This is a genomic window from Collinsella aerofaciens ATCC 25986, assembly GCF_964239575.1.
Classification (GTDB): domain Bacteria; phylum Actinomycetota; class Coriobacteriia; order Coriobacteriales; family Coriobacteriaceae; genus Collinsella; species Collinsella aerofaciens_BQ.
The window spans coordinates 1-25437 of the sequence record NZ_CAXSQQ010000009.1 but is presented as its reverse complement, the minus strand read 5'-3'; the positions used below and the strand labels follow the sequence as shown (position 1 = coordinate 25437).

Below are 25437 nucleotides of genomic sequence, written 5' to 3'. Positions count from 1 at the left end.
AGGGGCATCAGGAGCGCGTTTTGCAAAAGGCTTTAAGCGCAGCCGTTACGGGGCCAGGCTGGAAACGTCGGCGCACATCGTCGAGACGCTCGGGAATATCGATGTGCTGCGGACAGTGCCGCGCGCATTTGCCGCATTTGATGCAATTGCTCACCAACTTGGGCTCGCTTGTACGCACCGCGCTCGCCGTAAAGTATTGAGACAGCCCCGTAAACCAACTATGCGCGTAGCTCGCGTTGTAGGCGCCAAAGCAGCCGGGAATATTGATACCCTTGGGGCACGGCATGCAGTAGCCGCACCCCGTACAGGGCACGCGATTCGATTTCTCAAACTCTCCCAGCACACGTGCGATGGTATCGAGCTGAGTAGCTGTCATCGAATCCGGCAGTGCGCGATCCGCCAATGCCGCGTTCTCGTCCACCTGCGCGGTATCGGTCATACCCGATAGCAGCATCGTGACCTGAGGATGATTCCACACCCAAGAAAGGCCCCAAGCAGCCGGCGTCTTCAGGTACGGATCGCGTACGTCATCGAACACGGCGCGGGCTCGCGGAGGTAGCTTGCCCGCCAGGCGTCCACCCAAAAGCGGCTCCATCACAAACACCGCGAGCCCGCGCTCGGCGGCTGCCATGAGTCCCGCCGTTCCCGCTTGGTAGCGCTCTCCAGCGTAGTTGTACTGGATCTGGCAAAAGTCCCAGTCATACGCGTCAAGCATCGTGAGGAAGTCCGCCGCACTGCCGTGGTACGAAAAACCTATCTGGCGAATACGCCCCGCCGCCTTTTGGTGCGCAATCCAGTCCTCGATACCCAACGCTACCACGCGCTCCCACTGCGCGGGCGAGGTGATGTTGTGCATAAGGTAATAGTCGATATGGTCAGTCCGCAAACGGCGCAGCTGCTCGTCGAAGAACCGATCGAAATCCTCCGCACATTTGCACGAAGCGTGCGGCAACTTGGTCGCAAGCAAAATCTGGTCGCGCAGCCCCAGGCGCTCAAGCGAAGCTCCCACACAAGCTTCGTTACCGGGGTAGAGATAGGCCGTGTCCAGATAGGCTATTCCTTGCTCCACCGCACGGGAAATGATGGCATCGGCCGTCTTCGCATCGGGGTGTCCCGGCGCACCGGGAAACCTCATGCAGCCCAGTCCCAGCACCGAGATACGGTTGCCGCTTTTGGGGTCAACACGATATTGCACTGCCCCTCCTCTCCCCTCGAAGCTCTAATGAGGCGAAACACAACGGCCACGCCATCAAAACACATTGGAATCGCAATCGAGAACGTATCGTAACGTAGCAGCAATCGAGCCATCACGACACCGCTTTAACATCAGCAAAAAGCCCGATGAAAGGAGGCGAACAGACCACGCGTGAGGACGCCTATCCCTACCCCGGCGAACAATACATCCTCTCGGTCGACCGTTACCAGATCGAGGTCATGGACCATCTGGACGAGCTTCCCGCCACGGGTGCCGTCATCTTCTGTACCTTCCCCAAGGTGCGCGATGGCGTTGGATATCCCGCACGCGTTTTCGCGGTCTGCCCTGCAGTGTAGCGTCCAGGCAAACATTTCTTTTTATAACTGCCGCCCCACGCACCCACAAATCACCCTGGCGGCATACAATCCATCAGGCGCCCCTTACGCGGGCGCCTTTTATATGGGGAGATGATTCGCATGCAGATCAACAAGGTCGCCTTTATCGGCAAGGGCGGCGTCGGCCTGCTCTACGGCAGCATGATCGCCAGGGCGCTCGGCAGCGACGCCGTCGAATACGTTATGGATGACGCACGTTTTGAGCGTCACGCGGGCGATGCGCTCACCGTCAACGGCAAGCCCTGTGTGCTCAAGTCCGTCCGCGCCAGCGAGGTAACGCCCGCCGATCTGGCCATCCTTACAGTCAAGACGACTGGACTCGATGTGGCACTCAAGACTATGGAGCGCGTCGTGGGACCCAACACGCTCATCGCCTCGCTGTGTAACGGCATTACAAGCGAGCAGAAGATTGCCGAGCGCTTTGGCTGGAAGCACACCGTCCTGGGTATCTGCCAGGGCATGGACGCCGTATTCCTCGACGGCGCGCTCACCTTTACCAACACTGGCGAAATCCGCTTTGGTGCGGCAGCCGGCACCAACCCCGCGACCGTCGCCGCCATCGACGAGCTCTACACACGCTGCGGCATCGCCCATACCGTCGAGAGCGACTTGCGCACCGCATGTGGGCCAAACTCATGCTCAACGACGGCATCAACCAGACCTGTATGGCCTACGGCGGGACCTACGGAAGCGCCACGGAGCCGGGCTCCGAGCAGCGTCGCTGCTTTGTTTCCGCCATGCGCGAGACGCTTGCGGTCGCCAACGCCGAGGGCGTTGAGCTGACCGAGGCAGACCTGACGCAGATGGTGCACCTCATCGAGGGAATCGACCCCGCCGGTATGCCCTCGATGGCGCAGGACCGCATCGCACAACGAAAAACCGAAGTTGAGGAGTTCGCGGGCACCATCTGCCGTCTGGCGGCCAAGCACGATATCCAGGCACCGCAAAACGAGTGGCTCTATCGGCGCATCCGCGATATCGAGGCAAGCTGGTAGCGCCCGGCTCACCACGTCAACAGACTCAACAGCAAAGCCGCCGCAAGGGAACCTTTCCCCTGCGGCGGCTTTCATCTTCGTCTATGACCGGCGGCAACCTCACAACAGTTAGCGTTGCGACTCAGGCACCTCGTCCTCGCCATCGCGGCAAAGAACTACACCCGCACTTCCCAGCAGCGCAGCCGCGATCAACGCACCGACCACGATAGAGGCAGCCCCACAAGACCCCTGCATACCCGCGACGAGCGCGGCCGTAGGACCAAGGCAACCAAGCGTCAATGCAACGGCGGCAACGGCGATATCTCGAGCGTTCACAAGACCACTTCCTCCACGAGAAAGACTTTGTTTCTCGTGACTTAGTGTGCCCCGCGCCCATATGCGCGGCGTACTGCCACGGTAAGCGCTCTGTTAACTCAAGCACGCACAAAAAACGGGCGCCCTTACGTTGCCCTAAAGCTCGGTAAAGACGCCCGTCCGCCAAATATCCGTGATGCAGAAAAATTACCAGCCAGTGTAGTAATCGGTGGTTCCGGCAGCGCAGCCGGAGTCATAGACCTTGCACTCGCCCTTGGACCCGGTAAACGTGGAGCCCTGGGCCTTATCGCCCGCGGCAACGACGTAGTAGCCATCGGAATCGCGCCAAAAGCCCTCGGCGTCCTGCGTCCATTCGCCCGTGCGGTGGTGATACAACACGTTGCTGCTGTAATAAGTCTCGCGGCGGCCGTTATAGTTATTGACGCCGCTCGAGCGCGTCAGGCCCGAGCCGTTCGCGTAATACGCAGCAGACGCGTAAGACGAGCCGGAGCCGGCGTTGTAATACGAAGCCTGAACGGCCTCAGCGGCCTCGGCTTCGGCTGCGGCAGCCTCGAGCGCTTCGCGCTTGGCATCCTCAAGCGCAGCGCGCAGCTCATCGAGCTCGGTCGACTTGGCGTCGACCTCCCCCATCGTCAACAGGCTACCCGCACCGTCGATGCAACCCTGCAGCACAGCACGCTCGTCATCGGTAGCATAGTCGCCATACATATTCATAATGATCTGAGCGCGCATCTCAAGGGAATCGCGCTTGGCCTCCATCGAGGCGTTCCACTCCTGCATGGAACCATAACCATCGCCGCGATAGTCAACGGGCTGCACCAGCGTCGCCTCGGACGGCGTAGGTCCAACCGTATCGGATAGTGTTGCCGCGTGGGCATCGGTTGCACCGGCGCCCGCCAAAAGTGCCACGGTCAGAGCGGCGGAAAGGGCGGCGGCTTTCGGTTTTCGTGAATCGATCCTCATGTAGCTAGAAACCTCCGTAGTGCGTTTTTGCTGCGTTTGAGCTGCGTGTGATTCGATCGCGCTGCATAGTACCCCGAGCAAATCGCGACCTGCGGTTTTACTCAAAAGGCGCACGTCAATTGCGTAAAACTCACATCCTCTTAACAGGAGTTTTCCACATCTCGATTGCATAAAGCATGCCAAAAACCCTGTTTTTGCACCCGCTCTATGCAAAAAAGGCGCCTGTGCAACCATTGTTCGCACAGGCGCCTTGAGCAGGCATTTTATGCAGTTATACCTATCGAGTCGCAAGGGGTCCTTGCACAAGTCGCCTTACTCGTCCAGCGCGGCGAAGGCCTGCTTCAGATCCCAAATGATATCCTCGGCGTTCTCGGTACCGATGGAAAGACGGATCGTGGAGGGCGTGATGTTCTGCTCGGCGAGCTCCTCGGCAGAGAGCTGGGAGTGCGTAGTGGTAGCCGGGTGCACGACGAGCGACTTGACGTCGGCCACGTTGGCGAGCAGCGAGAACACCTGCAGATGGTCGATGAACTTCCAAGCTGCCTCCTGGCCACCCTTAATCTCAAAGGTAAAGATCGAGGCACCGCCGTTGGGGAAGTACTTCTGATAGAGTTCGTGATCGGGGTGCTCAGACAGGCTCGGGTGGTTCACCTTGGCGACATGGCTATCACCAGCCAGGAACTCAACGACCTTCTTGGTGTTCTCGACATGACGGTCAACGCGCAGCGACAGAGTCTCGGTGCCCTGGAGCAGGATCCAAGCGTTGAACGGGCTGATGCAGGCGCCCTCGTCACGCAGCAGGATGGCGCGGACATAGGTTGCGAAGGCGGCGGGACCGGCAGCCTCGGCAAACGAGACGCCATGGTAGGAGGGGTTGGGCTCGGCGATCTGCTCATACTTGCCGCTCGCCTTCCAATCGAAGTTACCGCCGTCGACGATCACACCGCCCAGCGAGGTGCCGTGGCCGCCGATGAACTTGGTTGCGGAGTGGACGACGATGTTGGCACCATGCTCCAGCGGACGGAACAGATACGGGGTGCCGAAGGTGTTGTCGACGACAACCGGTAAACCGTGCTTCTTGGCGATCTCGGAGATGGCGTCGATATTGGGGATGTCAGAATTGGGGTTGCCGAGCGTCTCGAGGTAGATGACCGTGGTGTTGTCCTTGATGGCGCCCTCGACCTCGTCCAGGTTGTGGGCATCGACGAAGGTGGTCTCGACGCCAAACTGGGAGAGCGTATGCTCCAGCAGGTTGTAGGAGCCACCGTAGATGGTCTTCTGAGCCACCACGTGGTCACCGGCCTGGGCAAGAGCCTGCAGGGTATAGGTGATGGCAGCAGCACCGGAGGCGACGGCAAGACCTGCCACACCACCCTCGAGTGCGGCGATACGGTCCTCGAAGACGCCCTGGGTGGAGTTGGTCAGACGGCCGTAGATGTTACCGGCGTCGGCAAGACCAAAGCGATCGGCGGCGTGCTGGGAGTTGCGGAACACATAGCTCGTGGTCTGGTAGATAGGCACGGCGCGGGAGTCGGATGCGGGATCGGCGCTCTCCTGGCCAACGTGAAGCTGCAGGGTATCGAAACCAAAGGTGTGCTCGGGGTTGTTGATGAACTGGCTCATGATGATCTCCTTGATCGAACAAAAGTTAATTAATTAGAGAGAAGTAAGTCGCTGTCTCCTGATCACGCCGACGGGCGCAAACAGGAGCCCGGCATTCGTCTTGGTAAGCAATTCATATGCGGGCCTCCTTTCGCATCCCGGTTCCGTGGTCGGTTTAATTACCTACCGCCTTTGTGTGTTTTGAATAGTACGAGCATTGTTTCCCTCGGTCAATCACTTAAAAGCGCTAACCTGTTATCGGTTTTATAGATAACGCTCGAAAGGACGGCGCCGATGACCCTCCAGCAGCTTCGTTTCCTGATCGCCGTAGCAGAGTCCGGCTCAATCAATGCCGCAGCCCAGCGCCTCTATACCGCTCAGTCCAACATCTCAAACGCCGTCAAAAGCCTGGAACAGGAGCTCCACCTGGAGATCTTTACGCGCTCCAGCCGCGGCGTCACGCTCACCAACGACGGCACCGAGCTTTTGGGCTATGCGCGCCAGGTCGTAGAGCAGGCCGACATGCTCGAGGCGCGCTACGAGGACGGCGGCACTCCGCAAGCCCGCCTCGCCATCTCCGCCCAGCACTACGCCTTTTCGGTCGAGGCCTTTGTCAACGTGGTCGAGCGCTGCCGCGACAGCAAGTTCGAGTTCATCATGCGCGAGACCACCACATCGCAGATCATCGATGACGTCCGCGCGTTTCGCAGCGACATCGGCATCCTCTATCTGGACGACTTTAACGTCCGCGTTCTGCAGAAGGCTTTTGCCGATGCGCGCGCGAGCTTCCATCCCCTATTCGACGCGACGGTCCACGTCTTCGTTAGCGAGCGCCACCCGCTTGCCCGCCGCCCGCAGCTGTCCCTTGCCGACCTCACACCATATACGCGCTACAGCTTTGAGCAAGGCACCTCGAACTCCTTCTATTACGCCGAGGAACCTTTTAGCTATATCCCTTGCGACCGCAACATACGAATCTCGGACCGCGGAACACTTACCAACTTACTTATCACGTCGAACGGCTATACCCTATCGACCGGTGTCCTCTCCAATGAAATGCAATGGGGTATGGCATCGATCCCGTTAGCAGACGCCCCAACGATGCACGTAGGCTATATCATGCACGACGAGCGCAAGCCCTCTCCCCTCTTGCAGCAATACCTCGACGAGCTCAACCGCATCATCCATGCCAACTAACTGTCGGAAGACGGGGTAGAAATCGTAGATTGCTAGCCCCCGGCGGGCATGGCGCTACAATGGTCACTCACACGAAACGTACCCAACGAAAGGAACCATGTGAAGGTCATCATCTATACCGACGGCTCGGCCCGATCAAATCCGGGACGCGGCGGCTACGGCGCCGTACTCAAATACACCAACCCCGCCGGCAAGACCTTCACCTCCGAGCTTTCACGCGGCTACGCCAAGACCACCAACAACCGCATGGAACTCATGGCGGTCATCGTGGCGCTCGAGGCGCTCAACCGCCCCTGCGAGGTCGAGGTCCATTCCGATTCGCAGTACGTCGTCAACGCCTTTAACAAGCACTGGATCGACGGCTGGAAAAAGCGCGGATGGAAAACCGCCAACAAGCAGCCCGTCAAGAACCGCGACCTGTGGGAGCGCCTACTCACCGTCAAAAGCAAGCACAAGGTTGAGTTCATCTGGGTTAAGGGTCACGCCGGTCACGAGCTCAACGAGCGCTGCGATGAACTCGCCACCACGGCGGCCGACGGCAGTAACCTCGATATCGACACCGGCTTTAACGAGAGCGACCTGTAATAGCGTTTTCGCGCAGCTTTATATCCCCACGCGCTACACTCATCCTGTAGGCCAAACAACGCAAGGGGGACACATGCTGCGTATCGCAACCATCGGCACATCCATGATCACCGACGACTTTATCCAGGTCGTCAACGCCAACGACCAAGCTGCGTTTGTGGGCACGCTCTCGCGCGATGCAGATCGCGGCGCCGCCTTCACCGCCAAGCACGGTGGCGAGCGTAACTTCACCGCGCTTGACGAGCTTGCGTCCGCTGCCGACGTCGATGCCGTCTACATCGGCAGCCCCAATGCGCTCCACTACGAGCAGGCGCTCGCCTGTATCGCCGGCGGCAAGCACGTTATCGTCGAAAAGCCCTTCTGCGCCACCGAGGCGCAGGCGCTCGAGGTCTTTCGCGCAGCCGAGGCGGCGGGCGTCGTAGCCCTCGAGGCCATGCGCCCGCTCCATGACCCCGCTTTCCACGCCATCGAGGACGCCCTGGGTGAGATTGCGCCCATCCGCCGCGCCTCATTGCGCTTTGGCAAATATTCCTCGCGCTACAACGAGATTCTCGCGGGACGCGCCACCAATATCTTCGACTGCAATATGGCATCGGGTTCCCTCATGGATATTGGCGTCTACACCGTCGAGCCCATGGTCGAGATTTTCGGCATGCCCTCCGGCCTTACGAGCATGGCTACTCTGCTCGACCCCACCACGCGACAGCTCACGCACGGCCCCATCGATGGCTGCGGTTCCATCCTCGCCAGCTACGGCGGTGGCCGTATCTCCGTCGAGCTCGCGCACTCCAAAATTACGAATGACCTGCTGCCCTCGCAGATCGAAGGCGAGCGTGGCACTATCCAGATCGACCATCTGTCCACGCCCCGCAACGTCCGCATCGACTATCGCGGCGACGTCGTACGCGGCTCGGCGACCGAGGCGCCGCGCGAACAGGGCGACAACGGCCGCGTGCTCGACCTGCCCAAATCGAGCAACACTATGGAATACGAACTCACAGACTTTATCACCGCCATCGGCGGCATCGATAACGTCAAGGAAGAGATTTGGGAGACCCCGGCGGGACGTCACGAGCTTGGCCACTACCGCGATGTCACGCTCGTCTCACTGCGCATCATGGATGCCGTGCGCCAGCAGGCCGGCATAACCTTCCCGGCCGACGCAGGCAAGCAGGCATAGCGATGGGCTTCTTCGATACGTTCTTCTCCAGCGTCACCAGCGGCAGTCGAGAGCCTCAAAAACCGTCAAACGTCGAGCTCGAGCTGCGCCGCAGGCTTACTGTGCTCGCAAGCGACGGGGCCACTCAAGACACTCCCCTGCGCTATTTCCTGCGCTGGGCGGGGCAAGTCCAAGGCGTTGGTTTTCGCTTTACCAACACCAACCTCGCGCAGGCACGCGCACTCACCGGCTGGGTGCGTAACATGGAAGACGGCTCAGTCGAGATGGAGATACAGGGAGCTCCGGCAAGCATCCTATCTCATCTCGAGGCGCTCCATGCCTCCTACGAGCGCATGGGAACGCGTTTTCGCCTCGTAGACGCCCAGACCCGAGCCCCACTTGGCAATGAAGACGGTTTCAGTCCTCATTATTAGTATTGTGTGCTAAATACGGTATCATTTACCTACGACCGTTAATAGAAAAGAGGCGAGGCGCATGGCGGTGCAAAGAAGGAATACCAAGCAGCGAAAGCTGGTTCTTGACGCCGTGCGCCAAAGCTATAACCATCCCACCGCCGACGAAATCTACAACGTCGTGCGCGCGCAGGATGACAAAATCAGCCGCGGTACGGTCTACCGCAATCTCAATCTCTTGGCCGACGCCGGCGAGATCCTCTCCATCAAGACGCCGGGCGGTAGCCGCTTCGATCGCACGATCGAGCCGCATGCGCATATCATCTGCACCTCGTGCAGCCGCGTCATCGACGTACCGCTCCCCTTCGATGCCCAGCTCGACGCCAAGGCGTCCGAGCAAATCGGCTGGAACGTCACGTCGCACTACACCATCTTTGAGGGTCTCTGCCCCGACTGCCGATAGATGTTTGGGACATGCCTTAAAATCCACCTTTCCGCACTCTGCAGCAAAAAGTAGATTTCTAGACATGTCCCAAATGTCTACTCAGCAAGTAGACGACGCAGCTCTTCTTCGACCGTGCGCACGTAGCGGACGCGGTCGTTGATGCCACGCATAGAGGGATTGCAGCTCTCCATCAGATAGGGATGGCCCACGACGTTAAGCATGTCGCGATCGTTCTCATTGTCGCCAAACGCCATCATCTCATCGGGCGAAATACCCAGGGCACGACCGTAATCGGCAAGCGCGGAGCCCTTGCCCGAACCGAAACCGATAAAGTCCGTCCATTCGGTTCCCGACGTCATCACGTCGACACGGTCGCTGAAGAGGCGCTCAAAATGCTCCAGCGCCGCCGGCTGATCAACCTCGGGTGTCTGGAAGGCAATCTTAATGACGTCCTCGTCGATGTCCTCGGGACGGTCGACCACCGCCACATCGCAGTAGACCTCATAGCGCAAATGGTCGACGAACGCATCATTGCCGCTCATGGTGTAGAGGTGCCCCTCGCACGAAAGGGTCACGTCGGCATGGGGATACGCAACCACGGCATTCGCGATATCCATAGCAAGGCTGCGCTCCATGGAACGCTTGACAACGGCACGTCCCTCGCTCATCACCAGGGCTCCGTTTTCGCATACATATGCGAGCTCATCGGCCACCGGGGCAAACAGGTGGCGCAAGCTCGCATATTGACGGCCGCTCGCCGGCATAAACACGATACCGCGACGATGCAGCTCATCGATAAGCTCAAAGGCCTCGGAACGCGGCTCGCGCTCCCCCGGATGCAGCAACGTGCCATCCAAATCGCAGGCGATCAGCTTGATTCCCTCAAGACCCATACGCTTCCCCCAAAGCCTCCTATCAACAGCAAGACGGACCTTGATTGGTCGCCCCTCAAAGCCCGTCTTGCGCATACGCGCGCTTAGCCGCGCGCCTTTTTTACGATGGTAAAGTCGGGAGCCATGCTCACGACGACCTCCGCCGCACTCGACGCAAAGCGCCGGCTGGCATCGAGCTCGCGCGTGACCACTGAGAGCCGAACACCCTCGACACCCCGGAGTATGCGGCCCAAAACAGGCTGCACCGGCGTATACATGCGCACGGTATGCTCGTCCGAGTCGCCTCGGAAGAGCGGCGCATGCATGTTGCCGATCTCCCAGCACGCATGCGCGAGTGCAATCGGATCCATGCGGTCGACTTCGACCAAATAAACCTCGGCGCTGCGCAGGCGCACGACAACCGCCACGGGCACCACGCCCGAACGGTCAATGGCGAGCACGTCACCGTCGGCAAGACGACCACCGTCGGTAGCATCCGGCCGAACATCGATCGTGCGCCCCAGCTCCGTCACGCCCGCAAACGCGCATACATCAGCCTGGTCCCAATCGAGCAGTAGCTCATCGACCTCAAAGACACCGCCCAGCTCCCGGCGAAGCAAAAGCTCATAGGACGGGTCGTTGAGATTTCCGAGGCACGTTGTCGAAACCAGATTTGCAGGCATAGCCTAATCCTCGACCTCGACGAGCTCGATATCGAAGTTGAGATCCTTGCCGGCAAGCTCGTGGTTGGCATCGAGCGTCACAGCCTCGGGCGTCACGTCAATGACGACGGCGGGGACGGGCATACCGCTCGGCGTGGACAGGAAGAGCTTCATGCCCTTCTCGATCTGCTCGATGTTGGGAACCTGCTCGGCCGGGAAGGTCAGAACCATCTCGGGATTGTGCTCGCCGTAGGCATCGGCAGCAGGAATGTGCACGGTCTTCTTCTCGCCCACCTGCATGTCGACAACAGCGGCGTCGAAGCCCTTGATCATCTGACCGGCACCGCAGGTGAACTCCAGCGGCTCGCCGCGATCGTAGGAGCTATCGAACTGCGTGCCGTCGTCGAGCGTGCCGCGATAATGGGTCTTGACCTTCTTGCCCTGGTTGGACATGGTAACCTCCGTGATAAGGGCGGCGCACAACGCAGGCCGCCGTGAACATATGGCGCTAACTATACCCTAGTCATACAATTCAATGACAGTTTGCAAAGAAACGCTGCAACCGGAGGAACCATGGCATATCCCGTATTTGACCTACACTGCGACACCGCCGACCGAATCGGCTGGGCCACGCTCGATCTCGACCTGCGCTTTACCGCCGGCACCGACGGTTATTTCCCCGGCGACGAAACGCATCCGCAAGATTTCGACCTCATCGAGGGCAACGCCTGTGCCATCTCGCTCGCAAAGATCGGCAACACGCCGTGGGCACAGTGCTTCGCCACGTTTGTCCCCGACGAGATTCCCACCGCCCACGCCGCGCGCTTCCAGGCGCAAATCATGGCGCATATGAGCGGCCAGGCAATGCTCAACCACGACCGCATGGTCAACGTACGCAGCGCCGCAGACATTCGCCCCGCGCTCAAGGACGGTAAAGTCGCTTGCATCCACACCATCGAAAACGCCACGTTCTTTGCCGAGGACCCCGCACTGATCGAGGTGCTCAAGAGCTTGGGCGTGCTTATGTCGTCACTCAGCTGGAACGCGCAGGGACCGCTCGCGAGCGGACACGATACCCACGCCGGCCTCACCGCTGCCGGCATCGAGGCACTTACGCAGATGGAGCACGCCGCCATGGTGCTCGACGTCTCCCACCTCAACGATGAGTGCTTTGACGAGGTTGTCGCCCACGCCACGCGTCCCTTCGTCGCCAGCCACTCCAACTCCCGTGCGGTTTGCGGCGTCAAACGCAACCTTACCGACGACCAGTTCCGCACCATTCGCGACATGGGCGGTATCGTCGGCCTCAACTACTGCAGCGAGTTCCTTTCCAACGACGCAACCGACAAGACCGCCGCAGACGTCACCTTCGACCAGCTAGCGGCACATATCGAGCACTGGCTCGACCTGGGCGGCGAGGACGTCATCGCGCTCGGCGGCGACTGGGACGGTGCCACGGTGCCCGCCTTCCTCTCCGATGCCAGCAAGATGCCCGAGTTCCAGAACATGCTCTCCAAGCACTTTGGCAAGACCGTGATGCAGAAGCTCTGCAGCGATAATGCCCTTGCCTTCTTCGAGCGTTATTAATTTCACATCCCCTGAGCGGGCCGGCATGCCGAACGGTCGACATGCGGCCCGTCCCCAATCTGAAGGACCGCTTTTGACGCAGCAATTTACGATTACCGTATCCCGACCGGATGGCACATCCATCCCCGTCGTCGTTACCAAAAAGCGCGTCAAGAACTTCAACCTACGCGTCACATCGAGCGGTGAGGTCCACGCCAGTGCACCGCTCGACGCCAGCCGCGAGCGTATCGAAGCGTTTGTGAAGCGCAACAGCGCCTGGATTATCAGTCGACTTGCCCAGCGCGAGCAACGTCAGGCGACGGCACGAGAGCCGCTCAGCCCCTCGTCCATCATTGCACTTTGGGGCAAGCCCATCACGGTACAAGATGCGCTCGATCGCAACTTTGCATCACCCGCACCGCGGCCCAAGCAGGCCACCTTCGCAAGTTTTATGGGTGCCGACAAATCGAACGAACGCCCACAGGCCAAGCGGCGCGCAACCCTCGACGGCCTGACGTCCGATGAGCTCCAGACCCGCATCGACCAGCTCTATGCAACCGAGGTCGCCACGGCGCTGCGCGATATGGTGCACGCATACGAAATCGCAATGGGTGTCGCCGTTTCCCGCGTTTCCGTACGCAGCATGAAAACGCGTTGGGGCTCATGCACTCCCAAATCCGGCGCCGTTCGCATCGCACGAGAACTTGCCGCCTACCCCGTCGAATGCCTCGACATGGTTGTCGCCCACGAGCTCGTCCACTTGCTCGAGCCAAGCCACAATCAGCGGTTTCACGCGCTGCTCGACACGTACTGCCCCAACAACAGGGCTCTGTCGCAGCGGCTCAAAAAACCGCCCGCCAACGAGCTCTAGAGTCGGTTAGCGCACGCGCTCGATCTCGACACCGCAGCTTGCCAGGGGAAGACCGACGGGCGCCCAAGGCTTATCGAGCTTAACGTGCACGCCAAGCAGCAGGGGGTAACGACGCAGCAGCATCTGGGCCACACCCTCGGCTGCAGCCTCGATGAGCTTAAACGTATGCTCGCGCAGATAGCCATCGACATCGTGGCATACCGAGCCGTAGTCAATCGAGGCGTCCAGGTTATCGTGCTCCCCCGCTGCACGCAGGTCGGCATAGAGCACCAGGGACACGATGAACTTCTGGCCCAGCGCGTTCTCTTCGGGATATACGCCGTGGTTAGCAAAAACCTCAAGACCTTCAACGGTGATGCGGTCGGCATGGCGCAGATCGTCATAGCTCACGTGGGGTACCGCCGTTGCGGTGGATATTTCGCCCCTTCCACGGCGGGCGAGCTCGGCACCTTCAGTCTTGGTTGCATTCTCGGGCAGTTTCTTATTGCTCATCGCGATCGTCTCCTTCGTTTAGAACCCCGACCGCGCAAACTAACTACACGCGAATCGACAGGTTCTTTTTATCATCGCTCCAGTTGCAAGCATTGCGCGCGGGGCATGCAAAGCAGGCGCGCGACGCTTTATCGGCCGCATAGAGCAGACGCTCAAGCGGTTGGCTGTTCACGCGCAGCTTTCGATGGCCCAGAATGGCCGTCTTAATGGCTGCGGCATCGGCCGGCTCAAACGCCACATCATCGGGCATGCCGCCGAGAATCGCATCGGCGACGCGTTCGCTTGCAACATCATGGGATATACCCGATTCATACTGTTCATCTTTGCCGATATCGTGAAGAAGTGCCGTGGCGTAGATGACCTCGCGGTCAAATTCGAGCTGTTCCTCGAGATTCTTGATCCACATAATGCGAGCGACATCGAGCAGATGGTCAATACCGTGGCGGCAGAAGATGCGCCCCGATTCCAACTGCGCAATGTTGCCCAGGTGCCGCCGAAACAGCCCGTTGGCACAAATGTAATCAATGCGAGGCATGGCATCAAAGGGGGCCAGGCCCGAAGCCATGAAGCCGCGACGCGGCGTCCCCTCATCGGTCTTCGATGTAAAGTCGTTGACGACCCTCATGCTAACGGCCCAGCATCCTAAAGAACCGCTCCTCGAGCGACGGATCGGTCTCAAAGACGCCGCGGCGAGCGAGCGTCACGGTCTTGGTGCCAGGCTTTTGCACGCCGCGCATGGTCATGCACATATGCTCAGCCTCCATGAGCACAATCGCTCCCTGGGGAGCGAGATACTCCATGAGGGCATCGGCAACCTGTGCGCACAGCTGCTCCTGCAGCTGCAGACGACGGGCGTAGACCTCAACCGTGCGGGCAAGCTTAGAGAGCCCTGCGACACGGCCGTTGGGGATATAACCAATGGCGGCCTTGCCATAAAACGGCAGCAGATGATGTTCGCACAGCGAGTAGAACGTGATGTCGCGCTCGATAACCAAATCGTTCGAAGCGACGGCAAAGGTTTTGGACAGGTGCTCCTCGGCACTCTGATCCATACCGCCGGCGATCTCACCATACATACGGGCAACGCGCGCCGGGGTCTCCAGCAGGCCCTCACGAGTTGGGTCCTCGCCTATGCCCTCAAGCAACAGCTTAATGGCGGCCTCGACTTTTTCCTGATCGACCATCTGGGCCTCACTTTTCCGATTTCACGTTCGCGCTATGGTACCACGCCCTTTGGCATCGGCCACAAGCTACATAGTATGGGTCGAATAGACCGGATCGTCCCGCCAAAGCTCCACAGCGTCGCAAAGCACAACACCCTCGCGCTCAGCACGGTCGCGCGTAGCGTTCATATCGATCACACGCTGGTTACTCGAGCCTCTAAAACGCAATGAGATATCGTACAGATCCTGAACAAACGGGCCATCCACCAACATATCGAGGCAGGCAAGGATACGGTCCGTCGCCTCGGTATGATGGCGACCGCCCGGCATAAGCTCCTCGAGCACGTCGCCGGTAAAGCACCAAATGGTCTTGCCCGACCCCGCAGGATAGGCCGCACGCACGCGTTCGATAAAGTCAACGAGCCCCGCCTGATTCTCGGGCTCCATAGGCTCGCCGCCCAGAATCGTCAGGCCATCGATAAAGGGATGATCGAGACTCTCGATAATCTTGTCCTCGACGGCACGATCGAACGGCTCACCCGCAGCAAAGTCCCACGCGACAGAGTTAAAGCAATTCTTGCACCCACGACGGCACCCGCTCACAAACAGAGAAGTACGAACGCCTTCCCCATCAGCAATGTCGAAATACTTAATGTTCGCGTAGTTCATAGGTAACTCTCCCGGGAGGCCGGGACATATCATCCCGTCCTCAAACATTCTCGGCCTTCGGCCTGCGAAACTGCGGGCGGGACGATATGTCCCGGCCTCATGCAAAGGGTAACTCAATGAACGAAGCGAACATCGAGTATAGGGTTCGAGGTCCAATAAATACTTTGTTGCAGCTCAACCGTTATCGCAAGCAAAGCGTTGTTGCAAGTCAACTCATTTCCGCTAAGAACTTCGAGGAGTGAGCAGGCCTCATGCTGCATCTCAGCTACGTCAACTTGGCTGAACCGAGAGGGCCGCTTGGGCTTTTGCTCGATATGAGTTCCGCACGCAAAGAAGGCCACTTAATGTGGCCTTCGTCTTGCGCAGGACTGTCCGAAATAGCGAGCAAATGCCCAAGCGGCCCTCTCGGTTCAGCCCCGGAGCGGTATTAGAGATGCAGCACGCGGTCGCGGATCTCCTCGGTTCGACCCTGGTTCCAGAATTGGGTACCGATGTAGCCGCACGTACGACGGGCGACGTTCATCTTCTCCTGATCGCGGTTGCCGCAGTTGGGGCACTCCCACACCAGCTTGCCGTCATCCTCGACAATCTTGATCTCGCCGTCGTAGCCGCACACCTGGCAATAATCGCTCTTGGTGTTGAGCTCGGCGTACATGATGTTGTCATAGATGTACTGCATCACGCGAATGACAGCCTTGAGGTTGTCCTGCATGTTGGGAACCTCGACGTAGGAGATGGCACCGCCCGGCGAAAGCTGCTGGAACATACCCTCGAACTTGAGCTTGTCGAATGCGTCGATCTCCTCGGACACGTGGACGTGGTAGCTGTTGGTGATGTAGCCCTTGTCCGTCACGCCCGGGATGATGCCAAAACGACGTTGCAGGCACTTGGCGAACTTGTAGGTCGTCGACTCAAGCGGGGTACCGTACAGCGAGAAGTCAATATCGCTTTCGGCCTTCCACTCGGCGCACTTGTCGTTCATGCGCTGCATGACGGCCATGGCAAAGGGCGTGCCCTCCTTCTCGGTGTGGCTGTGGCCCGTCATGTACTTGACGCACTCATACAGGCCGGCATAACCCAAACTAATGGTGGAGTATCCGCCCACGAGCAGCTTGTCGATCGTCTCGCCCTTCTTCAGACGAGCGAGGGCGCCGTACTGCCACAGAATCGGTGCGGCGTCAGAAAGCGTACCCATCAGGCGCTCATGACGGCACAGCAGGGCACGGTGGCACAACTCAAGGCGCTCGTCGAAGATCTTCCAGAACTTATCCATATCCTGGTGCGAGCTCAGCGCGACATCGGGCAGGTTGATGGTCACGACGCCCTGGTTAAAGCGACCATAGTACTTGGGCTTGTTCGGGTCGTAGTTCAGCGCGTTGGCAACGTTGTTAAAGCCGTTGCCCGAGCGGTCGGGCGTCAAGAAGCTGCGGCAGCCCATGCAGGTATAGCAGTCGCCGTTACCCGCGGTCTCGCCCTTCGACAGCTTGAGCTCGCGCATCTTTTTCTCGGAGATGTAATCGGGCACCATACGCTTGGCAGTGCACTTGGCAGCCAGCTGGGTCAGGTAGAAGTACGGGGAATCCTCGTGAACGTTATCGTCCTCGAGTACATAGATAAGCTTGGGGAATGCCGGGGTGATCCATACGCCGGCCTCGTTCTTAACGCCCTCGTAGCGCTGGCGAAGCGTCTCCTCCACGATCATGGCAAGGTCGTGCTTCTCCTGAGGCGTACGGGCCTCGTTAAGATACATAAAGACCGTCACGAACGGCGCCTGGCCATTGGTGGTCATAAGGGTCACGACCTGATACTGAATCGTCTGGACGCCGCGACGGATCTCGTCACGCAGACGGTCCTCAACGACCTCACGGACCTTCTCGGCAGACGCAGAGACGCCGAGCTCCTCAAGCTCGCGAGCGACCTCGCCGCGAATCTTTTGACGGCTCACCTCGACGAACGGGGCAAGATGGGTCAGCGAAATCGACTGGCCACCGTACTGGGAGGAAGCAACCTGGGCGATGATCTGCGTCGCGATGTTGCAGGCGGTCGAGAAGCTGTGCGGCTTCTCGATCAGCGTACCCGAGATAACAGTGCCGTTCTGGAGCATGTCCTCCAGGTTCACCAGATCGCAGTTGTGCATGTGCTGGGCAAAGTAATCCGAATCGTGGAAATGGATCAGGCCCTCATTATGGGCATCCACGATCTCTTGAGGCAGCAGCACACGCTGAGTCAGGTCCTTGGAGATCTCGCCGGCCATGTAGTCACGCTGAACGGAATTGACGGTCGGGTTCTTGTTGGAGTTCTCCTGCTTGACCTCTTCGTTATTGCACTCGATCAGCGACAGGATCTTGTCATCGGTCGTGTTCTTCTGGCGCTTCAGGCTCTGAACATAGCGATAGATGATGTAGTGGCGGGCAACCTCGTAGCAGTCGAGACGCATGATCTCGTCCTCGACCAAATCCTGAATCTCCTCGACCGAAACAGTGTGGCCCGCGTTCTCGCATGCCTCGGCGACGTTTTGCGCCGCGTAAACCACCTGGCGGTCGGTAAGACGAGAGCTCTCCTCGACCTCCGAGTTTGCGGCACGGATGGCATTGACGATCTTATCGATGTCAAAGACAACCTCGGTGCCGCTGCGCTTGATGATCTTCATCCTCTTGCCTCTTTCGCATCGTAGCCTCATCGCGCTTCAGAGCCAAACGATACCCGGCAGGGCTTGCCCCTGTCTTGCGGCGCCGTCGCGCAATCTGTGTTCTCGATAAACCATAAGTCCTCATGCGGACAATCCTCGCGGCCGATCAAGCGGCTCAAAGACGTGTCCAAATGGGGCGAATAAGGTTCTCGTTCTCTGTCCGCCATCTATCATACGACAAAGAGGCATCTATATCCTGTATTCTTTTTTTAGGTCAAACACAACATATAGTGTTTCAGCAGGTCAAAGCAATTAGTCATTTTGCAGACGCATTAAAAATGAGGGGTTCTTGGGAAGTCGGTAAAACGTTACCAATACGGCTACCTGCATGGCAGTTATAAAACCCCCTTAGTCAAGCCGCTGACAAATCCTACCAAAACCAAGCCGCTCACGCCAAAAGAATCCAAAAGATTATGCTTGACCAACATGTTGCGGTCACGGTCGGCCAGGACGTATGCAATCTGCCGGCACCTCTACGGGGACCTTGGATCAATATTTGGTGGCATATTTGACGGCGTGCTTGGTAGCAAAACAAAACAGCCCAGAGGACATAGCCTCTGAGCTGCGAACATTTGGTGGGCGTTAGAAGATTTGAACTTCTGACCTCTTCCGTGTCAGGGAAGCGCTCTCCCCCTGAGCTAAACGCCCAAATGGAGCGGACAACGGGGCTCGAACCCGCGACCCCAACCTTGGCAAGGTTGTGCTCTACCAACTGAGCCATGTCCGCTTACGAGGATTAATCTTACGTGATGCCCGCATCCTATGCAAGAACTTTTTTTAAAAAGTTTTGCAACGCCCTCGCGAACCTCGCGAAGACATCAGCCACCACGGAAGGCGCGGGCAAACGCAATCTCGCCGCAAGAGACCCCTACATCTCACCGAGCATGATCCAGGCAGAGCTGTCCTGCGCGAGCCTGCCGTCTGCAAGCGGTGATGAGGTGAGCAGGACCCTGCCCGCCGGCAGCTCCACGGCTGCTGCGCCGAAGTTCGTCACACACGCCCAGCCGTTGTCGCGGCGATAGGCGATGACGCCGCCCTCGGCGCCCTCGGCACCATCCGCAAGACCGGTGCGCCCGTCAAGATCGAGCCACGCAAAATCGTTGGCGCAACCGCGCAGCTTGCGCCGAAGCCAGAGGGCGTCACGATAGAGCGCAAGCATCGATGTCGGGTCCGCTTCTTCCCTATCGGCAGCGTAATCGGAAAACCATGCAGGTTGCGGCAGATGGGGCGCCGCATCGGCGTCCGCCGGCGAAAACCCAAACGATCCGCCCTGCGCGGGATCGTCCGCCGCCACCCACGGCAGGGGCACACGGCAGCCGTCGCGCCCCTTCTCACGCTTCGGTCCGCGCGTATTGGTCGCAGTAGGATCTTCGAGTGCAGCCCACGGGATGTCAGCCACCTCAAAAAGGCCGAGCTCCTCACCCTGATACACGTATGCCGAGCCCGGAAGCGCCAGTTCAAGCAAAAGGGCCGCCCGCGCGCGGCGCTCGCCGAGTTCACGGTCCTCGTCATAAGACAACCCGTCGCGTAAGAGCCAGTCGAGCGCAATCTGGTGGTAGCGCGTCGCCTTGATTTGCGGCAGGGCATAGCGTGTCGCCACGCGCGGCACGTCGTGGTTGGAGAGTACCCAGGTCGAGGCGGAATCGGATTCGACGGCTGCCTTCAAGCCCTTCTCGATTGCAGTGTGCATGTCATCATAGGTCCAAGTGGCCTTGGCAAACTCAAAGTTGAATGTCTGGCCAAGCTCGCTGGGACGCGCGTAGAGATACTGGCGCTCGGGCAGCACCCACGCCTCGGCAACGGCACTGCGCGGCGGATTATAGCGGTCGAACACGCGGCGCCACTCGCGATAAATCTCGTGGACCTCATTGCGGTCCCACAGCGGATGGGTGCCGTCGTCAACCATGTCATCGCCCTCGGCGAGATGCCACTGGTCGAGGTCATCGCGGTCGAGATCCTTGGCGAGACCCTGCGCCACATCAATGCGAAAGCCGTCGACGCCTCGATCGCTCCAAAACGCCAGGACGTCGCAAAAGAGCGCGTGAACCTCAGGGCATGACCAGTCAAAGTCCGGCTGCTCGGGCGTAAACATGTGCAGATACCACTGACCGTCCGCAACACGCGTCCATGCGGGGCCGCCAAAGTTGGCATTCCAATTGGTGGGAGGCAGCTCGCCATGCTCGCCGCGACCATCGCGGAAGATATAACGGGCGCGCTCGGGCGATCCGGGGCCGGCGGCAAGAGCAGCTTTGAACCAGGGGTGCTGGTTGGATGAATGGTTGGGCACGATGTCGACGATGACCTTGATGCCACGCGCGTGAGCCGCAGCGATCATGTCATCAAAGTCGTCAAGCGAGCCGAGACGCGGATCGACATCGCAGTAGTCCGCCACATCATAGCCGCCATCGACAAGAGGCGATGGGTAAAACGGGCTCAGCCAGATGGCCTCGATACCCAGCCGCTCAAGATAGTCCATCTGCTGGGTAATGCCCGCGATATCGCCCAGACCCGAACCAGTCGAATCCTTAAACGAGCGCGGATAGATCTGATAGATCGCGGCGTCGGACATCCATGAGCGCGAAGAAGACTATTCTGTAGCCATGGGGCGTATCTCCCTTGCAACGAGGTTATGCGAGATGCCCACGATGATACGCCCAAAGCGGACATTCGCGGCAAACAACGCCACAGCCGCGACCCAAAACGCTCGCTCCCTCTCGGGTTCGAGCCCAGGCGATGGGTACAAAAAAGCCCGGCTACCGTGGTAGTCGGGCTGCTGCGTTTGGAGCGGACAACGGGGCTCGAACCCGCGACCCCAACCTTGGCAAGGTTGTGCTCTACCAACTGAGCCATGTCCGCATATGTAAAACAAAACGGGCGCCGGAGCGCCCGGATGTTGCCTGGAGGCGAAGCCCGGATTCGAACCGGGGGTAAAGGCTTTGCAGGCCTCTGCCTTACCACTTGGCCACTTCGCCGAAAAAGGACCGCCTAAACGGTCCGGAAATGCAATGGAGCGGACAACGGGGCTCGAACCCGCGACCCCAACCTTGGCAAGGTTGTGCTCTACCAACTGAGCCATGTCCGCTTGCGGCTTATTAATTTACGCGAGTTGTCCAAAAGACGCAAGTACTTTTTTCAAAAAACTTGTCTGCCGCATGTTCTTAGTAGCTAAACGCGCTAAAGCGATTGGCTAGGCACACGATTCCAGCGCTCCGCTAAACAGCTTCACCATCTGCACGCGCGTGCCGGCGCCGTCCGTACGACGAGCAACCTCCACGTTATCGACGAGCATACGCATGAGCTTGATACCACGTCCGCGCTCCTCGGATGTGACCGGCTCGTTCGTTTCATCGATAGAATAGCCGGCACCTCGATCAAGCACCTCAACCACAACGCGATCGCCATAGGCCTGAACCGTCAGGACGCACCCGATACCGCCCGCATGGTCATAGGCATTACCCAGCGCCTCCCCCGACGCCAATGCGACATCGTAGCGCTCGTCACGGCGCAACGGGAGCGATTCAAGGAGTTCGGCGATGCGATGTCGGTAGTATGGAAGATTCTCGATACCCTGACGGACCTCGACGCTCTTACTCCAGCGAGGCAGCTCCCCCACCGGAATGGCGGGAATAGACTCCCGTGCCGGCCCCGCGACATGAAGGATATCGACAAGACGAGCAATCTCCAAAAAGCGAACAACTTCACCTGATGCATTGACGAGCGAAAGCAGGCCTTCTCGCCTCATGAGCTCACGAGCGCGCGTAAGCAGGAATGCCAAGCCCGTCGAATCGATAAAGCTAACAGCCTGACAGTTGATGACGACGCGACGCACGCCGCGGCCAATCAGAGCATCCAACCGCCGACGCAGCGCAGGCACCGTGGCGATGTCGATATCGCCTGGTGGCGTCAAAACCGCTATGTCATTCCACTCATTCATACGACCATGGTTCCCCAAAAAAGCCCACTCAATGCATTCGTTTCCCCAACCGTACGGATTCAGCCCGCCCAGCGTCGTCTATGAACGACCCCGTAAAAACTCAAGGGACACCAATGCAATGTCATCGTCCAGCGCCGATTCGGTAAATCGGTCAAGCTCGCCCAAGACCTTGCCGCAGATTCCCGATACGCCCTCCCCCGAAACAGAAAGCAGAAGATCGCGCAAACGCTGCTCGCCAAAGAACGCTCCGGTGCGGTCGCGGGCCTCAATCGTTCCATCCGTATACATGAAGAGCATGTCACCAGGAGCGAACGTAAACACGCCTGTCTCGTACACCATGCTCTCAAAGGCACCGATTACGCCCGATTGGCATCCAAGTAGCTCGACCTCTCCCCCACGGGCCTCGCCGCCACCCAGCGGCATCGACTCTGGCCTAATGACCATGGTCGGAGGATGGCCCGCCGAACAATACGTTGCGCGTCCGGCTTTAAGGTCAATCTTGGCGATAAAGGCCGTCACGAACGTCTCGACCCTCGAGAAGCCCATGAGCATGCTGTTAAGGGAGCGTGCCATGCGGGCCGGTCCAGCGCCCTCCCAGGCATATGCCGTCAGGGCCGTCTTGACGAGCGCGGACATCGATGCAGCCTCAATGCCTTTGCCAGACACATCGCCCAGAATCATGACGGCGCAGTCGTCGGGAAGACGGATGAGCGTATAGAAATCGCCGCCGACCAACGCCGAGTTCGTGGCCGACAGGTACACCGAATCGGTTGCGATACCCGGAACATCCCCCAGGGAATTTCTCATGCCGATCTGAAGGGTCTGAGCGATATGGCGCTCCTCGCGCTTTTGAGATTCGCCTTCGTAGATCAGCTCAAAGTCATGCGCTAAGTGCACCAAGTAGTCATATTCAAGGTCATCAATCGGCTCTTGGCTACCATCACGAAGCAGCAGCGCGCGCGTCGTAGGGCTCTTCGCAACAGAAGCAGGAACAATCGCGTCGTTACTGTGTTTGCCATCACCCTCAGAGCGCGGGCGCCCCGCCTCGATGCCGGAGTCGACGTAGAGACCTTGACAAGGCAGACCATGCGCCCTAAGCCAACCTCCCATAGGCATCGATTCGTCAACGCGAGTTATACGGACGTGTTTAAGGTCCTCGGCACTCGTGCCGCCCAAAACAGATGCCTCAAAGCCATCAGGGCCAGCCCCCAGACGTGCCGCTGGCGCCGTCGTGGAAAAGAAAAGCTTCTCGGGATCGTCCGGCAAAGCAACGCGACTGCCGCCTTCAAAATCTATGACGTAGGAATCCAGACTGGCGTCATACTCAACAGGGCAAAAATGGCAGTTAAGCATATTGCAGATCTCGGACGATACCGCCTGGGTAGCCGCGGCGGAATCGTCTAGAAAGGTAAACAACTCATCACGCAAGACATTGAGCGAGCGGCCAAGCTCGGCCGTGCGACGGGAGCGAAGGCTCGATGCCATGCCGACCAGCTGGATAGACAGGTAATCGCAAATGACCTCGAGCACATTAACGTCATAGGCGAGCGGTGCCTGAGGGCGTTTCCAACCAACTTCCAGCACGCCAAGAATCTGCGTACCGTAAAAAACGGGAAGACAGATCTCGCTGCGGTACGGAGGCATATCCTGCATGCGCAACAGGTGCTTAGAACGATTGTCCAAGTCCATAAACATACCGGAGGCGGCCTTATCACCCTCAAGGTCCTGTTGAATCGACAAGCGACAGGCACGCGACTCACGAAGAACATACGTCGGAATGCCAGCGCCATACGGCAAAAACTCAGGCAGGTAGCTGTCGTACAGATCCTTGGAAACACCGCGAAGTTTAAAACCGCCGCTCTCAGAAAAATAGATAGCGGCACCCGAAGCATCGAGCGTTCCGACAAGCTGGTTCAAAACAGCATCAAGTAGGCTGGGTAACTCATCGGAGCCCACAGTGCTCATAATGACCGAGAGCGTGCCAGAGAGGCGCTTGTTCGCCACTCTAAGCTCCGAAAGCGCACGCTTGAGCTGACGGTCGTGCGAATACTGTTCTTCGATGCTATGGAGCGCCACCAGGACACGTGGCGCGCGGCGCCCAAAGATGCGTGGAGGCGTTACGGAGCCCGCACGAACCAAGACGGGGATAAAGGAGCCGTCACTCAGCTTGAGCATCAGTTCGTTCTCGGAGCCATCAGTTTCAAATGGCAGACGATGTTCCGTCGCACGTTCAAAAGCGGATGAGTACAGGACATCTTTAACATCTCCACCGATGACGTCAGCGCGTTCCTCGCACATCAAACCAAGTAAGCGATTATTCACATGCAGAATTGTTCCGTCGAGCTCGCAGATGATGACAGCATCGCTCGTGATCTCGACTAGTTGGGCAACGTCTGCCCACTCGTTGCGTTCAAGCGTTTCCATCGTGGACCCCACCGTCTATCGGTAACAAAAAAGCCTCCGAAGAGGCTTCTCAAATGCGATGGTGTCGGAGGCGGGACTTGAACCCGCATGACCAAAAAGCGGTCACTAGCACCTCAAGCTAGCGCGTCTGCCAATTCCGCCACTCCGACATGCTATGTTGTTGATTCGCAGTTCGTTTTGTTGGACCCGCGCGTTCAACGAGGAAGATAATAACCTATGATTCGAGAACTGTGCAAGCACTTTTTTCAAAAAAGTTTACGAATTTGTTAATGCGCAGGTAGATCCGTATGTCCGGTCCCGAATCGGTGTTGCCTCCCGGCGCGTCCTCGGGCATGACCGATATTTTGCTGCGCACTTCGTGCTGCAAAATATCGCTCCCCCTGACGCTCCTATTTGGCAAGGTGTTTTTTAGAATCCATTTTGCGCTCGGCCTCGAAGGCTTGCCTGTCCCAATCGAGCGGAAGTCCGGCCTCGACCCATGCCTCGTAGGCCCTCCTTATGGGCTTGAGCTCCCTTTGGCCCCTCTCCAGCATCGAGATGTACTTCTCGCTGGTTCCCAATATGGACGCCGCCCTCACCTGGCTGACCCTCGCCGCGCGCCTGGCCGCCACGAGCCCCGAGGCGTCCTCGGGCCTCCTGACCTCGTGCGGGCGCATCAGCGCCCGGTACGCCTCCCTGGCCACGTAGCGCTTGAGGCACCTCATGACCTCCCTGTCGCTCTTCCCCCGCGCCCTGGCCCTCTCGGCGTACTCGGTGGATTGGCAACACCTATTTGGACGATTCCGGGAGGGACAGCCCCGCCTCCCTGAACTCGACCGGAGACATGTAGCC

Annotated in this window: 26 protein-coding genes and 6 tRNA genes; 10 read left to right on the top strand and 22 right to left on the bottom strand. The window is 58.9% G+C overall.

The window, feature by feature from the left end:
• Positions 1-7: 7 nt before the first annotated feature.
• The gene (locus tag ACESUZ_RS06075) at positions 8-1195 is read right to left on the bottom strand and encodes an aldo/keto reductase (RefSeq protein WP_373199045.1); all 1188 of its coding nucleotides are present in this window, start codon (positions 1193-1195) and stop codon (positions 8-10) included.
• A gap of 146 nt (positions 1196-1341) precedes the next feature.
• On the opposite strand from ACESUZ_RS06075, the gene ACESUZ_RS06070 reads away from it, so the two are divergent.
• From ACESUZ_RS06070 to ACESUZ_RS06060, 3 genes are all read left to right on the top strand, one after another.
• On the top strand, positions 1342-1551 hold the full coding sequence (locus tag ACESUZ_RS06070) for a cyclase family protein (protein WP_215673753.1): 210 nt from the start codon (positions 1342-1344) through the stop codon (positions 1549-1551).
• Positions 1552-1671: 120 nt separating this feature from the next.
• On the top strand, positions 1672-2373 hold the full coding sequence (locus tag ACESUZ_RS06065) for a ketopantoate reductase family protein (protein WP_373199043.1): 702 nt from the start codon (positions 1672-1674) through the stop codon (positions 2371-2373).
• Positions 2256-2585 (top strand): ketopantoate reductase family protein, encoded by a 330-nt coding sequence (locus tag ACESUZ_RS06060; RefSeq protein ID WP_373199041.1) that lies wholly within the window; start codon positions 2256-2258, stop codon positions 2583-2585. The genes ACESUZ_RS06065 and ACESUZ_RS06060 overlap by 118 nt, the downstream gene beginning before the upstream one ends.
• A 108-nt stretch (positions 2586-2693) precedes the next feature.
• Here ACESUZ_RS06060 and ACESUZ_RS06055 read toward each other — a convergent pair whose 3' ends face one another.
• The 3 genes from ACESUZ_RS06055 to ACESUZ_RS06045 all read right to left on the bottom strand — a co-directional run bounded on the left by ACESUZ_RS06055 (position 2694) and on the right by ACESUZ_RS06045 (position 5486).
• Entirely contained in the window at positions 2694-2900 is a 207-nt protein-coding gene (locus ACESUZ_RS06055) for a hypothetical protein (RefSeq protein ID WP_117745854.1), read from the bottom strand.
• Between the two features lie 186 nt (positions 2901-3086).
• Entirely contained in the window at positions 3087-3863 is a 777-nt protein-coding gene (locus tag ACESUZ_RS06050; protein WP_373199039.1) for a hypothetical protein, read from the bottom strand.
• Between the two features lie 312 nt (positions 3864-4175).
• Positions 4176-5486: an O-acetylhomoserine aminocarboxypropyltransferase/cysteine synthase family protein gene (locus ACESUZ_RS06045; protein ID WP_117848770.1), complete on the bottom strand. Its 1311-nt coding sequence runs from the start codon at positions 5484-5486 to the stop codon at positions 4176-4178.
• Between the two features lie 273 nt (positions 5487-5759).
• Between ACESUZ_RS06045 and ACESUZ_RS06040 the strand changes: the two genes are divergently transcribed.
• The 5 genes from ACESUZ_RS06040 to ACESUZ_RS06020 all read left to right on the top strand — a co-directional run bounded on the left by ACESUZ_RS06040 (position 5760) and on the right by ACESUZ_RS06020 (position 9282).
• The gene (locus ACESUZ_RS06040) at positions 5760-6662 is read left to right on the top strand and encodes a LysR family transcriptional regulator (RefSeq protein ID WP_373199037.1); all 903 of its coding nucleotides are present in this window, start codon (positions 5760-5762) and stop codon (positions 6660-6662) included.
• A gap of 48 nt (positions 6663-6710) precedes the next feature.
• The gene (gene rnhA / locus ACESUZ_RS06035) at positions 6711-7247 is read left to right on the top strand and encodes a ribonuclease HI (RefSeq protein WP_373199035.1); all 537 of its coding nucleotides are present in this window, start codon (positions 6711-6713) and stop codon (positions 7245-7247) included.
• Between the two features lie 73 nt (positions 7248-7320).
• Positions 7321-8427: a Gfo/Idh/MocA family protein gene (locus ACESUZ_RS06030; protein ID WP_373199034.1), complete on the top strand. Its 1107-nt coding sequence runs from the start codon at positions 7321-7323 to the stop codon at positions 8425-8427.
• Positions 8428-8429: 2 nt separating this feature from the next.
• Positions 8430-8840, top strand: coding sequence for an acylphosphatase (locus ACESUZ_RS06025; protein WP_373199032.1), 411 nt, complete (start codon positions 8430-8432; stop codon positions 8838-8840).
• Between the two features lie 61 nt (positions 8841-8901).
• Positions 8902-9282 (top strand): Fur family transcriptional regulator, encoded by a 381-nt coding sequence (locus ACESUZ_RS06020; RefSeq protein WP_373199030.1) that lies wholly within the window; start codon positions 8902-8904, stop codon positions 9280-9282.
• A gap of 77 nt (positions 9283-9359) precedes the next feature.
• Here ACESUZ_RS06020 and ACESUZ_RS06015 read toward each other — a convergent pair whose 3' ends face one another.
• From ACESUZ_RS06015 to ACESUZ_RS06005, 3 genes are all read right to left on the bottom strand, one after another.
• Entirely contained in the window at positions 9360-10157 is a 798-nt protein-coding gene (locus ACESUZ_RS06015) for an HAD-IIB family hydrolase (protein ID WP_373199029.1), read from the bottom strand.
• 83 nt (positions 10158-10240) lie between these two features.
• Positions 10241-10819, bottom strand: coding sequence for an urease accessory protein UreE (locus ACESUZ_RS06010; RefSeq protein WP_373199027.1), 579 nt, complete (start codon positions 10817-10819; stop codon positions 10241-10243).
• A 3-nt stretch (positions 10820-10822) separates the two neighbouring features.
• Positions 10823-11251 carry an FKBP-type peptidyl-prolyl cis-trans isomerase gene (locus ACESUZ_RS06005; RefSeq protein ID WP_117817160.1) on the bottom strand — a complete coding sequence of 143 codons (429 nt, stop codon included), beginning with the start codon at positions 11249-11251 and terminating at the stop codon, positions 10823-10825.
• 120 nt (positions 11252-11371) lie between these two features.
• Between ACESUZ_RS06005 and ACESUZ_RS06000 the strand changes: the two genes are divergently transcribed.
• On the top strand, positions 11372-12385 hold the full coding sequence (locus ACESUZ_RS06000; RefSeq protein ID WP_373199025.1) for a dipeptidase: 1014 nt from the start codon (positions 11372-11374) through the stop codon (positions 12383-12385).
• Positions 12386-12458: 73 nt separating this feature from the next.
• The gene (locus ACESUZ_RS05995; protein WP_373199023.1) at positions 12459-13235 is read left to right on the top strand and encodes a M48 family metallopeptidase; all 777 of its coding nucleotides are present in this window, start codon (positions 12459-12461) and stop codon (positions 13233-13235) included.
• A gap of 6 nt (positions 13236-13241) precedes the next feature.
• Here ACESUZ_RS05995 and folB read toward each other — a convergent pair whose 3' ends face one another.
• The 15 genes from folB to ACESUZ_RS05920 form a co-directional block, all read right to left on the bottom strand.
• Entirely contained in the window at positions 13242-13727 is a 486-nt protein-coding gene (gene folB, locus ACESUZ_RS05990) for a dihydroneopterin aldolase (protein WP_195624795.1), read from the bottom strand.
• Between the two features lie 43 nt (positions 13728-13770).
• The gene (locus ACESUZ_RS05985) at positions 13771-14352 is read right to left on the bottom strand and encodes an HD domain-containing protein (protein ID WP_175406008.1); all 582 of its coding nucleotides are present in this window, start codon (positions 14350-14352) and stop codon (positions 13771-13773) included.
• Between the two features lies 1 nt (position 14353).
• Positions 14354-14911, bottom strand: a complete 558-nt coding sequence (gene folE / locus ACESUZ_RS05980; RefSeq protein ID WP_373199021.1) for a GTP cyclohydrolase I FolE — start codon at positions 14909-14911, stop codon at positions 14354-14356.
• A gap of 66 nt (positions 14912-14977) precedes the next feature.
• A complete protein-coding gene (gene nrdG, locus ACESUZ_RS05975) occupies positions 14978-15559 on the bottom strand; it encodes an anaerobic ribonucleoside-triphosphate reductase activating protein (protein WP_373199019.1) in 582 nt (193 codons plus the stop codon).
• A gap of 427 nt (positions 15560-15986) precedes the next feature.
• A complete protein-coding gene (gene nrdD / locus ACESUZ_RS05970) occupies positions 15987-18209 on the bottom strand; it encodes an anaerobic ribonucleoside-triphosphate reductase (RefSeq protein ID WP_373199017.1) in 2223 nt (740 codons plus the stop codon).
• Positions 18210-18821: 612 nt separating this feature from the next.
• Positions 18822-18896: transfer RNA gene (locus tag ACESUZ_RS05965), tRNA-Val, on the bottom strand.
• Positions 18897-18899: 3 nt separating this feature from the next.
• A tRNA-Gly gene (locus tag ACESUZ_RS05960) sits at positions 18900-18975 on the bottom strand.
• Between the two features lie 141 nt (positions 18976-19116).
• Positions 19117-20817: a glycoside hydrolase family 13 protein gene (locus ACESUZ_RS05955; RefSeq protein ID WP_373199015.1), complete on the bottom strand. Its 1701-nt coding sequence runs from the start codon at positions 20815-20817 to the stop codon at positions 19117-19119.
• Between the two features lie 211 nt (positions 20818-21028).
• Positions 21029-21104, bottom strand: a tRNA-Gly gene (locus ACESUZ_RS05950).
• A 42-nt stretch (positions 21105-21146) separates the two neighbouring features.
• A tRNA-Cys gene (locus ACESUZ_RS05945) sits at positions 21147-21220 on the bottom strand.
• Positions 21221-21254: 34 nt separating this feature from the next.
• Positions 21255-21330, bottom strand: a tRNA-Gly gene (locus ACESUZ_RS05940).
• A 105-nt stretch (positions 21331-21435) separates the two neighbouring features.
• Positions 21436-22182, bottom strand: coding sequence for an anti-sigma factor antagonist (locus tag ACESUZ_RS05935; RefSeq protein WP_373199013.1), 747 nt, complete (start codon positions 22180-22182; stop codon positions 21436-21438).
• 78 nt (positions 22183-22260) lie between these two features.
• Positions 22261-24606 (bottom strand): GAF domain-containing SpoIIE family protein phosphatase, encoded by a 2346-nt coding sequence (locus tag ACESUZ_RS05930; protein WP_373199012.1) that lies wholly within the window; start codon positions 24604-24606, stop codon positions 22261-22263.
• Positions 24607-24665: 59 nt separating this feature from the next.
• Positions 24666-24755 (bottom strand) — tRNA-Leu (locus ACESUZ_RS05925).
• A 240-nt stretch (positions 24756-24995) separates the two neighbouring features.
• Complete coding sequence (locus ACESUZ_RS05920; RefSeq protein WP_373199010.1) at positions 24996-25310, bottom strand: hypothetical protein; 315 nt, start codon at positions 25308-25310, stop codon at positions 24996-24998.
• Positions 25311-25437: the final 127 nt, after the last annotated feature.